This window comes from Corynebacterium haematomassiliense (assembly GCF_013978595.1).
Classification (GTDB): domain Bacteria; phylum Actinomycetota; class Actinomycetes; order Mycobacteriales; family Mycobacteriaceae; genus Corynebacterium; species Corynebacterium lehmanniae.
This window is the reverse complement of sequence record NZ_JACDTZ010000001.1, coordinates 1,472,825-1,487,700: the sequence shown is the minus strand read 5'-3', so window position 1 is coordinate 1,487,700 and position 14,876 is coordinate 1,472,825. Positions and strand designations below refer to the sequence as shown.

The following is a 14,876-nucleotide window of genomic DNA, read 5'->3' as shown; positions in this document are numbered from 1 at the left end:
ACCATGTCTGACTTGCTTATCGTCGCAGCCATGAAGGAAGAAGCCGCGGACATCATGTCCGGAGGCGACCACGAGGTGCTCATCACCGGCATCGGCACCCTGCCCGCCGCAATCGCGCTGACCCGCCGCCTATCCGAAGGCCCTCTGCCGTCGCGCGTGATCAACGTCGGCACCGCCGGCGCCCTGGTGGACTTGGAGCCCGGCGTCTACGAGGTTTCCGACGCCGTCAAGCACGACTTCAAAGTCGGCGGCACCTCCGAGATCACCGACTTTGTCTACCCGCGCTGGTTCTCCTTCGACCCGCTCACCGAGCTGCCCAAGGCCAAGCTCGCCACCGGCGACGCGTTTGTGAACCGCTCCGACCTGCGCGACGAGCTCGCCCGCGAGTGCCAGCTCGTGGACATGGAGGGCTACGCCCTGGCAGCGGTGTGCTCCACGTTCGGTGTGCCGCTGACCCTGCTCAAGCAGGTCTCCGACTCGGCCGACGAGTCCGCCTCCGAGGTCTGGGAGGCAGCCCTGGAGCGCGCCCGCGTCGAGCTGGAGCAGGCGCTGCGCGACCACCTGCGGTAATCCAATCACTTCGACGGACTCGCCTATTCTTCGATCGCTGGCGCCGGCTTCCAATGGGCCTTTCCAGACTCGACTCCGTTGAGAATGCGGATCGTCTAGTAGCCCACCCAACGCTGCTAGACGATCAGCCAAGCCGGGTGGTGTTTCCCCAGGTGATGTTGAAAACGATTGCCGGTATTGGCCTAATCGTCTAGCGTTTCGCTGAGGTTGCTAGACGATTCGAACTTTCGACAGCACTGAACCGGAGAATCGGTCCGCGCTGAAGCCAACTCCCACATCAGGCAAAGAAAACGCCCGCCGGGGCAAACCCAGCGGGCGGAGGGAACAGGGCCCTACTTCGCGAACTCCTCCACGATCGTGGCGTTGAACGCCGGCAGGTCGTCCGGGGTGCGAGAGGAGATGAAGCCGGAGTCGACCACAACTTCCTCGTCGACCCAGTTGGCGCCGGCGTTGGCCAGGTCGGTCTTGACGTTGGCTACGGAGGTGAGCTTGACGCCCTTGAGCAGGTCGGCATCGGCAAGGATCCAGCCGCCGTGGCAGATCACACCGATCGGCTTGCCGGCATCCTTGAACGCCTTGACCAGGGCGACGGCGTCGGCGTCGGTGCGGATGGTGTCGGCGTTAATGGTGCCGCCGGGCAGGATAAGCGCGTCGAACTCGTCGACGGAGGCGTCGGCAGTCTTGGCGTCGACAGCTACCTTCGCGCCCTTCTTGCCCTCGATCTCACCGGTCTCGGTGGAGACGACCTTGGTGGTCGCACCGGCGGACTCTACGGCCTCCTTCGGGGAGGTCAGCTCCGAATCCTCAAAGCCGTTGGTGGCGATGATCGCGATGTTCTTGCCGTTGAGGTCGGCCATGGTTTACGTCCTTTCGTCGATGAGTAAGTGTGGCGCCCACCGTACCTATTCTTCGTCGTTGATGGCGTGGGTGCGGCCCGGGACGTCGGGCTCTCCCTCGGCGTCGCCAAGCGGCACGCGGGTGGAGCCGAGGCCTTCCTTGACGGGGACCTTGGTGTTGGACTTCTCGCGCTTCGCCATGCTCATCATGTGGTCGCGCACGGCGAGGAAGGAAGACTTCGAGTCCATGGTTTGGGTCTGTTGCGTGGCCATGGCTATCTCGTCTGCGGTGATTTCACCGGAGCGCAGCGAGACCATCTCCGCCCAGTAGCGCAGCCACACCGCGGCGACGGCGGCGACCGGCACGGCGAGGAACGCGCCGACGATGCCGAACAGGGTGCCGCCCACGGCCACGGCGAGCAGGACCACGGCGGCGTGCAGGCCCATGGCCTGGGACTGCAGGATCGGGGAGAGAACGTTGCCCTCCAGCTGCTGCACGGCGATGATGAGGATCAGCACGAACACGGCGTTCATGAACCCGTTGGACACCAGCGCGATGATCACAGCCAGTGCGCCTGCGGAGATCGCACCGACGATGGGGATGAAGCCGGCGAAGAAGGTCACCACAGCCAGCACCGGCCACAGCGGCACGCCCAGGAAGATCAGGCCCAGGCCGATGAAGATGGCGTCCACCAAGGACACGATGGCCTGGGTGCGGATGAAGCCGGACAGGGTGTTCCAGGAGCGCATGCACACCTCGGTGAGGTGCCAGCCGGCGCGCACGCCGGTGTACTTGCGGACCCACGGCAGGAAGCGGTCGCCGTCTTTGAGGAAGAAGAACAGCAGCACGAGTGTCAACGCGAGCGTCGTGCCTACCGACGTAATCGCGCCGATGCCGGAGAACACCCCGGAGGCGATGTTCGACGCCTGGCCCTTCACAAACGCGGTGGCCTGGTCCACGGCCTGCTGGATGCGTTCCGGCTCGAGGAAGGTGAAGTTCTGTTCCTTCAGCCAGGCGATGATCTGGTTGATGCCCTGTTCCGCCTGGTGGCCGAGTTCGGTGCCTTGCGACTTCACGGTTGGCGCCATTGCGGCGATGATGCCGCCGAGGATGCCGAAGGTGCCGATCAGCGTGATGAACACGGCGAGGGCGGCGGGGATCTTGTGGTTTCGCATCCAGCGCACCGGCGGCCACAGCACGGTGGCCAGGATCAGGGCGAGCAGGATGGGAAGCAGGCCCATCCAGACCCATTTGAGCAGGTAGAGCAGGATCGCGGTGGCGGCGACGATGATGATGAAGCGCAGCGCCCATGCGGCGGCGGTGCGGCCGTCGGAGGCGATGATGTCGCCGCGGTCTACGGGCTCCTTGGAGAGCTCCTGGGCCGCGTCTGCCGGAGTGGGCAGCATCCGGACATCGTCGACGGCGGTGTCGAGTGCGCCGACGTAGTCGTTGTTTTCGTGTTTAGTCACGCGCTCATTGTGCCAGAGATGCTGGTTAATGCATATGTGTGGGGAGCCGGAGGGACGTCGATAGGCAAAATGTCCTAGACCACACGGCAATAAAAGTGTAGCGTGAACCACAAACAATACTCGATGTAAGAAAGGCCTGGACATGACCGTTTACCCGAACCCTGGAACTGAAGGCTCGAACGTCAAGTACCGCGAGCGCTACGACAACTACATCGGCGGCGACTGGGTCGCCCCGGTGGACGGCGAGTACTTCGACAACATCACCCCCGTCACCGGCGAGGTGTTCTGCCAGGTCGCGCGCGGTAAGGAAGCCGACATCAACCTCGCGCTCGACGCCGCGCACAAGGCCGCGCCCGCTTGGGGCAAGACCTCCCCGGCGGAGCGCGCGATGGTGCTGCTGAAGATCGCGGACCGCATGGAGGAGCACCTCGAGGAGCTCGCCGTGGCGGAAACCTGGGAGAACGGCAAGGCGGTGCGCGAGACGCTCGCCGCCGACATCCCGCTGGCCATCGACCACTTCCGTTACTACGCGGGTGCGCTGCGCGCGCAGGAGGGTCGCCTGAGCCAGATCGACGAGGACACCGTCGCCTACCACTTCAACGAGCCGCTCGGTGTGGTCGGCCAGATCATTCCGTGGAACTTCCCGTTGCTCATGGCCGCGTGGAAGCTCGCCCCGGCGCTGGCTGCGGGCAACGCGATCGTGCTCAAGCCGGCGGAGCAGACCCCGGCGTCGATCCTGTACCTGATGGATCTGGTCGGCGACCTTATCCCGGCGGGCGTGCTGAACATCGTCAACGGCATGGGCGACGAGGCGGGTGCTGCGCTGTCCGGCTCCGACCGTATTGCCAAGATCGCCTTCACCGGCTCGACCGAGGTGGGCAAGGTCATCAACAAGGCCGCGGCGGACAAGATCATCCCGGTCACCCTCGAGCTCGGCGGCAAGTCCCCGGCGCTGTTCTTCGAGGACATCTTTGAAAAGGACGACGACTTCAAGAAGAAGGCCATCGAGGGCTTCGCCATGTTCGCGCTGAACCAGGGCGAGGTGTGCACCTGCCCGTCGCGCGCGCTGGTGCACGAGTCCATCGCGGACGAGTTCCTGGAGCTCGGCGTGCAGCGCGTCAAGCAAATCAAGACCGGCAACCCGCTGGACACCGAGACCATGATGGGTGCGCAGGCCTCCACCGAGCAGATGAACAAGATCCAGTCCTACCTGGAGCTTGGGCCCCAGGAGGGCGCGGAGGTGCTCACCGGCGGCGGTGTGAACAAGATCGACGGCCTGGAAAACGGCCTCTACATCGAGCCGACCGTGTTCAAGGGCACCAACGACATGCGCATCTTCCAGGAGGAGATCTTCGGCCCGGTGATGTCCGTGACCACTTTCAAGGACTTCGACGAGGCCATCTCCATCGCCAACGACACCATCTACGGTCTGGGCGCGGGTGTGTGGGCGCGCTCCGGCACCACGGCATACAAGGCCGGCCGCGCCATTCAGGCTGGTCGCGTGTGGGTGAACCAGTACCACACCTACCCGGCGCACGCGGCGTTCGGCGGCTACAAGCAGTCCGGCATCGGCCGCGAGACGCACCTGATGATGCTGGACCACTACCAGCAGACCAAGAACCTCCTGGTGTCCTACTCCGAGCAGGAGACTGGCCTGTTCTAAGCAGTTGCTTCTCGACGTTTACGCCTCCGGTTGCCCTCGCAACCGGAGGCTTTTTCTTGGCGTTGAGCTGCGGGAACAAAGAAAGTTGCGTCAAGTGGGAACAACTTTGCCGCACGTGCCGTTGTTACCTATGAGTGCGACAGACTCAAGAACGTCGCCGCCGGTGTTATAGTGGTGGCCGTCAAGTTGAGTCGGAGCACATCAACTTACTGATAAACCACTTCTCAACAGGAGGAATAACTCTTATGGCACGTGCAGTTGGTATTGACCTTGGCACCACGAACTCGGTCGTCTCCGTCCTCGAGGGTGGCGAGCCGGTCGTCATCGCTAACGCGGAGGGCTCCCGCACCACCCCGTCCGTCGTCGCTTTCGCGAAGAACGGCGAGGTCCTGGTTGGCCAGTCCGCGAAGAACCAGGCTGTGACCAACGTCGACCGCACCATCCGCTCCGTCAAGCGCCACATGGGCGAGGACTGGACCGTGGAGATCGACGACAAGAAGTACACCCCGCAGGAGATCTCCGCCCGCACCCTGCAGAAGCTGAAGCGCGACGCTGAGGCGTACCTCGGTGAGGAAGTCACCGAGGCTGTTATTACCGTCCCGGCGTACTTCGAGGACGCTCAGCGTCAGGCCACCAAGGAGGCCGGCCAGATCGCGGGCCTGGATGTGCTGCGCATTGTCAACGAGCCGACCGCGGCTGCCCTGGCGTACGGCCTGGACAAGAACGAGAAGGAAGAGACCATCCTGGTCTTCGACCTTGGCGGCGGCACCTTCGACGTGTCCCTGCTGGAGATCGGCGACGGTGTCGTCGAGGTGCTGGCTACCGCCGGCGACAACGAGCTCGGCGGCGATGACTGGGACAACCGCATCGTCGAGTGGCTCGTGGACAAGTTCAAGTCCCAGAACGGCGTCGACCTGTCCAAGGACAAGATGGCTATGCAGCGTCTGCGCGAGGCTGCGGAGAAGGCCAAGATTGAGCTGTCGTCCGCACAGCAGGCCTCCATCAACCTGCCGTACATCACGGTGGACTCCGAGAAGAACCCGCTGTTCCTGGATGAGACGCTGACCCGCACCGAGTTCCAGAAGATCACCTCCGACCTGCTGGACCGCACCAAGAGCCCGTTCAACCAGGTGGTCAAGGATGCCGGCATGTCCGTCGGCGACATCGACCACGTGGTCCTGGTCGGCGGCTCCACCCGCATGCCGGCCGTGTCCGAGCTGGTCAAGGAACTGACCGGCAAGGAGCCGAACAAGTCCGTCAACCCGGACGAGGTTGTGGCGCTGGGCGCTGCTCTGCAGGCTGGCGTGCTGCGCGGCGACGTCAAGGACGTGCTGCTTCTCGACGTCACTCCGCTTTCCCTCGGCATCGAGACCAAGGGCGGCGTGATGACCAAGCTCATCGAGCGCAACACCACCATCCCGACGAAGCGTTCGGAGACCTTCACCACGGCTGAGGACAACCAGCCGTCCGTGCAGATCCAGGTCTTCCAGGGCGAGCGCGAGATCGCGTCCGCGAACAAGCTGCTCGGCTCCTTCGAGCTGGCGGGCATCGCACCGGCTCCGCGTGGTGTGCCGCAGATCGAGGTCACCTTCGACATCGACGCCAACGGCATCGTGTCCGTGTCCGCGAAGGACAAGGCCACCGGCAAGGAGAACACGATCAAGATCCAGGACGGCTCCGGTCTGTCCGACGAAGAGATCGATCGCATGATCAAGGACGCCGAGGCTCACGCCGACGAGGACAAGAAGCGCCGCGAGGAGCAGGAGACCCGCAACAACGCGGAGACCATGGCCTACCAGACCCGCAAGTTCATGGATGAAAACGGCGAGAAGCTGCCGGAGGACATCAAGGGCCGCGTGACCGAGGCTGCCGACGCCGTGGACGAGGCACTCAAGGGCGAGGACTTGGACGCCATCAAGTCCGCCGTGGAGAAGCTCAACACCGAGTCCCAGGCAATGGGCACCGCGCTCTACGAGGCTCAGGCGAACGAGGGCGCAACCCAGGCTGACGCCGCCGCAGGCGACGACAACGTGGTCGACGCCGAGGTTGTCGAGGACGACGACGCAACCGATTCCGACAACAAGTAGACCCGGCCCAGCAACCGAGAAAGGAGGCGACCTCTGATGACGAACCCGCACAATGAGCAGATGCCGGACAACCCGGGCGCTCCGGAGGCCACGGACCCCGAGTACGTGTCCCCCGACCAGGCGGAAACGCTCGCCGACGAGGCCGCTGAGTCCGAGGCGCTTGCCACGGACGAAGACCCCCTCTTAGCCGCGGACGCCGAGCTCGAGGACGCCGCGAAGATCGCGGAGAACGAGATCGACCCGGATGTGGACGGGGATGGCGCAGTCAGCGACATCGAGCTGCAGCTGGCGGAGCGCACCGAGTCGCTCCAGCGAGTCAGCGCGGAGTACGCCAACTACCGCCGCCGCACCGAGCGTGAGCGCGGCGAGCTGGCCAACACTGCGAAGGCGAAGTTCGCCACCCAGCTGCTGCCGCTTCTGGACGACCTGGATCTGGCCGAGCAGCACGGCGACTTGGAGCAGGGCCCGCTGAAGGCGTTTGCCGACAAGTTCCGCACGATCGTTGCCGGCCAGGGCATCAAGGAGTTCGGCGCCGAGGGCGATGCGTTCAACCCGGAGATCCACGAGGCAGTGCAGGACCTGTCCCAGGGCGACACCAAGGCCGTGGGCACGGTGCTGCGCAAGGGCTACATGATCGGGGACCGCCTGGTGCGAAACGCCATGGTGATCATTGCGGATCCAGCCGATCCCGCCGAGCCGGCCGGCGAGCCAGAAGCCGACACCACCGAGTAACCAACACGCTCGGATGCCAGGGCCGGGGAATGAGGTAGCGCGGAGACCCACGCGGCCTCGTCCCCGGCCTTTGTACTTAGATAAATTAGTGAACAAACTTTAGCGAGACAGACTCAATACTCTTTGTAGAGGAAAGGAGGGTGCGAGATGGCTATGCAGCAAGAATGGGCAGATAAGGATTATTACGGCGACTTGGGCGTGAGCTCGTCGGCAAGCGCTGCCGACATTAAGAAGGCATACCGCAAGCTCGCACGCGAAAACCACCCCGATTCCAACCCCGGCGACAAGAAGGCGGAGGAGAAGTTCAAGCGGGTGGCCGAGGCGTACGACGTTATCGGCGACGAGCAGAAGCGCAAGGAATACGACCAGCTGAAATCCATGATCAGCTCGGGCGGCTTCGGCCGGTTCGGGCGGGGAGGAGGGTCCGGCTTTCCGGGCGGGTTTCGCGGCACGGAAGCGGAATTCGACCTCTCCGACATCTTCGGATCAGCCGCTGGTGGACAAGCTGGAGACAGCGGCCTTGGTGATATCTTCGGTGGCTTCTTTGGCGGCCGCGGCGGTGCTGGCAGGAACGCTCGGCCGTCGCGGGGGGCCGACGTCGAAACGGAAATAACCCTCGACTTCCGCGAAGCAGCCAAGGGCACGACCATCCCGGTCGAGCTCACCGGCGAGGCGCCGTGCACCACTTGCCACGGCTCCGGCTCCAAGGACGGCAAGACGCATACCTGCCAGACGTGTTCCGGTTCCGGCTTCATCCGCGAGAACTCCGGCGCGTTCGGCATGGCGCGTCCCTGCACGAACTGTGGCGGCACCGGCGAGATCATCGAGGACCCCTGCACCACCTGCGGCGGCACCGGCACCGTGCGGCGCACCCGCTCGATCACCGTGCGCATCCCCGCCGGCGTGATCGACGGGCAGAAGGTGCGCCTGGCAGGCCAAGGCGAGGCGGGCCCGAACGGCACGCCCGCCGGCGACCTGTTTGTCACCGTGCACGTGCGAGGCGACGAGGTGTTCACCCGCTCCGGCGACGACCTCGAGGTCACCGTCCCGGTCGCGTTCTCCGAGGTCGCCCTCGGCGCGACCATCACGGTGCCCACCCTGGACAGCCCGGTGAAGGTGAAAGTCCCCGCCGGCACCCCGAATGGGCGCACCCTGCGCGTGAAGGGCCGCGGCATCCCGAAGCGCTCCGGCGCAGGCGACCTGATGGTCACCGTCGAGGTGAAGGTGCCCAAGGATCTGGATCCGTCCGCCACCTCCGCGCTGCGCGCCTACGCCCAGGCTGAGAAGGACTCCGGCTTCGACCCGCGCGCCGGGTGGGCCGGGCTCTAGCCCAGGAAGGAGGTGTAGACGATGGATGAAAAACAGGAGTACTTTGTCATCTCCGTTGCCGCCGAGCTGACCGGCATGCACGCGCAGACCCTGCGCACCTACGACCGGCTCGGCCTGGTCACGCCGATGCGCACCAAGGGCGGCGGCCGCCGCTACTCGCGCCGCGACATCTCCATGCTGCGCCGCATCCAGCACCTCTCCCAGGAGGAGGGCGTCAACCTCGCCGGCATCAAGACGATCATCGAGCTGTCCCAACAGATCGAGGACCTCCAAGACGAGCTGGAAACCCAGCGCGGCCACAACGAGGAGCTGCGCCAGAAGTTGCAGTCCGGTTCTCGCCGGGGCGGCGAGCTCGTGCACGTGCCCCGCTCCACTGCGGTGGTCACGTGGGAGCCAGCTGCTTCTCGACGTCGCCGGCGCTCCGCGCGGTAGGTACACACCGCCGGTTGGGGGTGGTGTAGCTAAAAGGTGTCTAAGCAGCGCCTTTAATCTGCATAAAATAGGCCCGAGCCGTTGAAAGGCTCGGGCTTTCGCCATATTCTCCTTTTGGTAACACTTCCAGGGTTTGGACAGGGTCGCTCCAGTTTCTGCCAAGTTCTGGTCCTGATAAAGGAGATCCTATGGGCGCATCCCGCTCTGTTTCTGGTCCACGTTCCCTCGGCTCGCGCAGGCGGGGTACAACAATTGCGGCAGCTGCGGTGTCGTTGGCGCTGGTGGTATCGGCAGTCCAGGCAGTGACTGACACTCCTGAGTTCGCCGAAGCACAAGTGAGCGCAGATCGCGCTTCGAGCACGAAGGTGAAGCTACCTGATACAGATCTGCCATTGGAGATTAGAACGGGTGGCTGGGAACGCCTCAAATTGGAATTAGTTGATCCAGAAGAGCCGGTCTGGGTTGTGATTCGAGATGGCGACGGCGTAGAAATCTCTGCTGACATTCGGAAGTCCGGCGAAGACAATACGCTGTGGACCTACGATATTTTGGTTTCTGATAGCCCTCAAACGCTTCGGGGCACGATTGAGATCTTCGATTCCGCGGGAAATAGGATTCATGATGATCCCTTCCCGGTTTTGTTCATCACGCCTGGTTCGGATGCGGATTACTCCCCCTCTTATCTGCCTTTCGGAACTTTTCGTGAGAATCAAATCGGGAGTGTTGTGCGTGAACCTGTGCCGCCAGCTGATCTCGATAAGCCCAATCCCGTAGAAGTCGTCTACCGTTCTCTCGCTGAGCATTCAGTGTGGAAATACGGATACGATGCGTTGACTCGTGAATACCTAATTCACGTTCCGTCCCTGGAAGATATGGCGAGATCTTATGATGCTCGTTTTGAGGGAAAACCAGTTGACTGGAACCGATTCATCCAGGCAGCACCCTCTGATGATGAAGCCGTTCTGACCTTCCGTTTTGCGGACGGGTCGGAACGTGATCTCAGGGTAGTGAGTTCGATCGAACTGGATCGACCTAGCGACAACGGTGGGGGTTGGACATTTTGGGCCATGGAGGGGGACCCTGACGGCGACGAGGTTGATACTGCTACAGAGGTATTAGCTGGCTCCAATCCGTTCGACTCGAACTCCAAACCCGCGAAAATCACCCCAATTCCTGAACAGCAAGTGACAACGGGTGAGTACCTCTCAATTCCCGTTGAAGTGTCGAACATGCCGAATGGTTCCCGAATTGAGGTACGAGGCCTGCCTGAGACCATGTCCTATTCGGATCTCGGCCAGCGGATCGTGGGTGTCGTGAATGAGCGCTCTGAATTCGAGGTAACTGTGAGTCTCGTTGATGAAGACGGGTCCTCTATCTTCGGCGCAGACGGGTTTGCCATACAGACGACTTTCAGAATTTTAGCCGAGCCCCTCGAAATTTCGGCACCAGCAATGGCAGATTGGAATCAGATTCACTTTGAAGAGGGCGTCTCTGGCTATCCCGGTGAGAAAGTACGGCTGCGTGCAATTTTCTATTCATCGGACAAAGTCGTGGACGAGCCGACGAACATTCGCTACAGCTATTCGCCCCCAGTAGTAGGTGCACTCGGCGGGGGTGTATTCGAAGTACGGGTCCCAGAAAATGCGGTGCCAGGCACTACGATCGCGGTGCCAGTTGAAGCAATATACACGGACGAAAGCTCCAATGTTGCCGTAGGCGTTGTTCAGGTAATTGCGAGGCCCACTCCGACTACCGCTCCTTCGACACCGAAGCCGACCACACCAGCCCCGTCGCTTGCTCGTCCGACGGTGAGCGTCGCGCCGGATTCAGCCGAGAGGTACAGCGACCGGTACACGCCGACGTTCCCAACCGCGTATGCCCGAGCTGACAAGACAAGCCTTTCGGTCGATCCGCTGGCAACGCTGCATGACCAGGGCGAGATGTTTGACAACCAGCCGCTGCCGGTGGGAACAACGTTGAAGGCGAAGACTCCGGGTACGCAGATTGTTCGGGTTCCTGGGGAAGACGGCACCATTCGCCAACTGGTTGAGTACACTCCGCCAGCTGACGCAGCCCCGGGCGAGGTACATGAGGTCACCGTTGAGGTGGTCTACCCGGACGGATCCGTCGATGAAGTGCTGGTGCCGTTCGAAATCGTGGAAAAGACTCAGGCCGATGAGACACCGCTGGGCTACGAATCGGGCAAGGCAGCGGCGCCCAACCGCGCGGTGAAAATTGTGCAAACAGGTACCCGTGACCTGCCGGCGGACGTGGAGTTTATCGCTGGGCACAAGAACGACTTGCGCGGTTGGCGTGTTTCCGTCGACCCGCACACCGGTGATCTGCGTGCTACTGCACCTGAGAACGCCACGCCGTTGTCCTTCACCACGGTCGCGTTGTTTGCGGACGGCTCCACCAAGGAGATCACCACGATCATTGGCGTCGCCGAGGCGCGCGTAGACGCTGACCAGTACCAGCCCGTCTACCGCGAAGCTGTAGCCAAGGCAGGTGAGCAGGCTACGTCGGCTCGCCACGGCAATGTTGGAGCGAACACGAGCTTCGCGCTTGCCGACGCCGCAGGGTTGGCCGACGTAGTCGTCGATAAGCGAAATGGCACCTTCAAGGCGACGGTGCCCGCGAACGCAGTACCTGGGACGAGGTACTTCCCCGTCCTGGAGGTTCGATATGCAGACGGATCCAGCGAGTTCATCACCGCAGAGGTAGTGGCGGATTCCATCGCGCGCACCGCAAAGCCGGAGTGGGCCGAGCTGTCGGTCCCGGTAGGAGACACGACTTCAGAGGACACGAAGCGCGACGTGCCGGACAACACCACCTTCGCGTTGAAGGACACCTTCGAGGCACCAAACTGGGACGTCAGCATCGATCCGGCCACCGGTGAGCTGACCGTTCGCGCAGATGAAAACGTGCGGGTGGACGAAGAGGTTGTTATCCCGGTTGTGGCCACGTTTGAAGATAACTCCCAGAAGGAGGTGAAGGTCCGTGCGAAGGCAGCCAAGCGGACCAAACCGACTGCGCAGACACCTACTCCACCAACCAGCAAGGTGGTGACAACAACTGTCACCGCTCCGGCTCCGCCAGCTCAAAACAGCGGATCGAGTGTCGGAAGCATTCTTGCCCTCGTGCTTGGTGCGTTGGCTCTCATCGGCGGTGCGGGTTTCGCCGCCGTACAAAACCAGGACCTCATCCGCGATGTACTGCGCCAGAACGGGATCAACTTTTAGGAAGGCATCATGCGTAAACCAAAGACAATTGTTGCTCTCGCCGCCACCACTGCGCTTGCGCTGGGTGGGCTCGCGGTCGCTCCGGGTAGTCCCGCAAATGCAGCCACCGAGATAGAGGGGCAGGTTGCCAAATACACCCGCGATGGCGCTGGTTCGCTTGCAGCCGCAACCCTCGACGCAACTCATCAGTATTCGCAGTTGGAGTTCACCTGGAACGCGCCGCTGTCCGCAGCGGGAAGGCTGCGTACGGACATCCAAACGTCGATGTACATCGGCGGTGCGCCGCAGTTCACCACACCTGCACAGGTGAATCGAACCGGTGACGCAGTCGAGTTGGTGAGCGTTGACCCGGGGACGGGAATTGAAGTCGTCCGCACGATTCGAATGCACGACTCGCGTGTCGACGTCACCATTGAGGCGACGAACACCACGCCTAGACAGCAGAACCTGCAACTTGATCTTCGCCACTTTGTCCGCGCATCCATGGATGATCCAACGCAGTTCGTGGGTGAGGTCGAAGACGGAAAGATGATCGCCCGTTCTGTCACTCCGGGCTACGACATGCAGGTGGAATTCGGTGGCGACTACCAGACGTCTGGGTTCGCAGGGGAACCCAGTGAAGCCATTCCGAACGCCAGTTGGGGGCAGGATGGCCCGAAGGGAGCGCAGGCTCCAGATGGCGATGCGTCCTCGCAGGGAGCGGGTTGGTGGCGTGGCTGGAAGTCGGGGGAGACCGTGACGGCGTCGATAAGCGTCGAGCTCACGCCGCAGCTGCGTACGCAAGACATAGATGAAGACGGCATTCCCGACGAGTGGGAGCGGGGCTCATTCACACCGGAAGGCGGGCAAAGGCTCGACCTGGCGAAGTGGGGTGCGCGCCCCGATCAGAAGGACGTGTTCCTCCAGCTCAACTGGATGGAGCCGGAGCTCAACAGCAACGCATGCAACGTCAGTGGGCGTTTCCTTAAGAACATCGAAAAGACGATGAACTGGGTCGAATGCGCAGAGGCCAACAAGAATGCCTACCGGCCGTCAAAACAGATTTTGGACGAATTGGTCAAAGAATTTGATGAAAACGGCGTGAAGCTGCACATCGACGCGGGCAACTGGTACTCGAATTTCGTCTCTGCTGAACCGGGGCAGCTCAAAGGTGGTCCCATCAAGTTTGAGAAGCACCCGTTTAACGGCAAGAGCGGACGCGAGGTTCTGGATGGCTACAGCACCAGGCTCCTGAAAGACAGGGAGGCGGTGTTCCACGTTGGCGTCATCGGCGACGAAATGGCACCGGGTAACGACGCTTCCGGATTGGGGTCAATGCCAGGTGGATCGTTCTACGTCGCATGGTACGAACAGATGAATCGCGACGAGCAGGTGCGCAACACCATCCTCCACGAATTCGGTCACAATCTCGGGCTCGGGCATTCTGGTGCGATTAACCAGCCCAAGCGCGCAGAGGGGTACAACTGGGTGCCCGGGTATGTGTCCACGATGAACTACCTCTATCAGTTTGAGCACTTCGGTTTTACAAAGGGGATTTCACGCAACCCATCGCAGCTTGAGGAACGGTGCGCCACCCTGAAAATTGAGGATCCGTGTTTTGTGGGCGAGTACGAGATTGGCTCTGACTGGGAGAACCTCAATTTCACCGGTGGCAAGGTTGGGCAAGCGATCGGACACATTGAGACCCCAGAAGTCTCGAAGAACGAGGATGCCAGCACCCGCGATTTGGTGCTCGTCGCCGCGGAGAAGAACAACGGCAAGGGCGGCTTCCGGTTGGTAGATACGGAAGAGCGTCCGAATGGCATCGTGACCGCGAACTCCGAAAACGTCATCCACGCTGAGGTGAGTAACCACGGTGTAGACGAGCACACTTACCTGTTGGAGTACACCTACGACGGCCGCACCTACACCGAGAAATACACCGTTCCAGGCGTGAACGATCCCTCCGGAGGTGCACTGCCTATCGAGGTTCCAATCACGGGGCTTACCGGCTACAAGGGAGAACTACTGCCCATCCGTTTCAGCCTGTACAACGAAGCGAATGAGGTTCAGTACAGCCAGGACCTCAACGTGCCGGTCCTGGACTTCACGAAGGAAGAGCTGCGCGAGGTCATCGACCAAATTCCGGCTGATGCCAAGCCAAATGTGAAGAAAGCCGTTGAGGAGAAGCTGAAGCCCGCTCTCACCGCTACAGCGACAACCACTCCTTCGCCGGCCACTCCGACCTCCAACGCCACAGCTCCCCAAGCGCCCGCGCCAGTGGTGCCGACCCCGTTGAAAACGCGACCGGAGTCGCCGAGCCCTACACGCCCGGTGACTCCTGCTGAATCGCCTCGCACGTCCACGGTGACCACAACCACGACACCGGCTGTCGCGTCGCCTCAGCGCGACGGTTCGTCAAACCCGTCGAATGTCGCCTCCATCGTCGTGGGGCTGATCATGACGCTTACCGGACTCGGTATCGCAGCCTGGGGCTGGGTGAACGCGAACGGCATGCCACAGCTGCCGTTTTAAC

Annotated in this window: 10 protein-coding genes; 8 read left to right on the top strand and 2 right to left on the bottom strand. The window is 62.2% G+C overall.

Translation table 11 applies throughout. The annotated features are described in order from the left end of the window. The first annotated feature begins 3 nt into the window (after window positions 1-3). Window positions 4-570: a nucleosidase gene (locus H0193_RS07050; RefSeq protein ID WP_181889176.1), complete on the top strand. Its 567-nt coding sequence runs from the start codon at window positions 4-6 to the stop codon at window positions 568-570. Window positions 571-902: 332 nt separating this feature from the next. Here H0193_RS07050 and H0193_RS07045 read toward each other — a convergent pair whose 3' ends face one another. Together H0193_RS07045 and H0193_RS07040 are read right to left on the bottom strand one after the other, a co-directional pair. After that, window positions 903-1,427 carry a type 1 glutamine amidotransferase domain-containing protein gene (locus tag H0193_RS07045; protein ID WP_181889175.1) on the bottom strand — a complete coding sequence of 175 codons (525 nt, stop codon included), beginning with the start codon at window positions 1,425-1,427 and terminating at the stop codon, window positions 903-905. A 45-nt stretch (window positions 1,428-1,472) separates the two neighbouring features. Then, window positions 1,473-2,813: an AI-2E family transporter gene (locus H0193_RS07040; protein WP_181889649.1), complete on the bottom strand. Its 1,341-nt coding sequence runs from the start codon at window positions 2,811-2,813 to the stop codon at window positions 1,473-1,475. A 205-nt stretch (window positions 2,814-3,018) separates the two neighbouring features. Here H0193_RS07040 and exaC point away from each other — a divergent pair, with 205 nt between their 5' ends. From exaC to H0193_RS07005, 7 genes are all read left to right on the top strand, one after another. After that, the gene (gene exaC, locus H0193_RS07035; RefSeq protein WP_181889174.1) at window positions 3,019-4,539 is read left to right on the top strand and encodes an acetaldehyde dehydrogenase ExaC; all 1,521 of its coding nucleotides are present in this window, start codon (window positions 3,019-3,021) and stop codon (window positions 4,537-4,539) included. Between the two features lie 245 nt (window positions 4,540-4,784). Next, window positions 4,785-6,626: a molecular chaperone DnaK gene (gene dnaK / locus H0193_RS07030; protein ID WP_181889173.1), complete on the top strand. Its 1,842-nt coding sequence runs from the start codon at window positions 4,785-4,787 to the stop codon at window positions 6,624-6,626. A 36-nt stretch (window positions 6,627-6,662) separates the two neighbouring features. Continuing rightward, window positions 6,663-7,358: a nucleotide exchange factor GrpE gene (grpE, locus tag H0193_RS07025; RefSeq protein ID WP_181889172.1), complete on the top strand. Its 696-nt coding sequence runs from the start codon at window positions 6,663-6,665 to the stop codon at window positions 7,356-7,358. Window positions 7,359-7,505: 147 nt separating this feature from the next. Next, complete coding sequence (gene dnaJ, locus H0193_RS07020; protein WP_181889171.1) at window positions 7,506-8,687, top strand: molecular chaperone DnaJ; 1,182 nt, start codon at window positions 7,506-7,508, stop codon at window positions 8,685-8,687. 21 nt (window positions 8,688-8,708) lie between these two features. After that, a complete protein-coding gene (locus tag H0193_RS07015) occupies window positions 8,709-9,119 on the top strand; it encodes a heat shock protein transcriptional repressor HspR (protein ID WP_181889170.1) in 411 nt (136 codons plus the stop codon). Between the two features lie 188 nt (window positions 9,120-9,307). Next, complete coding sequence (locus H0193_RS07010) at window positions 9,308-12,361, top strand: Rib/alpha-like domain-containing protein (protein ID WP_181889169.1); 3,054 nt, start codon at window positions 9,308-9,310, stop codon at window positions 12,359-12,361. Window positions 12,362-12,370: 9 nt separating this feature from the next. Continuing rightward, on the top strand, window positions 12,371-14,875 hold the full coding sequence (locus H0193_RS07005) for a zinc metalloprotease (protein ID WP_181889168.1): 2,505 nt from the start codon (window positions 12,371-12,373) through the stop codon (window positions 14,873-14,875). The last annotated feature ends 1 nt before the right edge of the window (window position 14,876 follow it).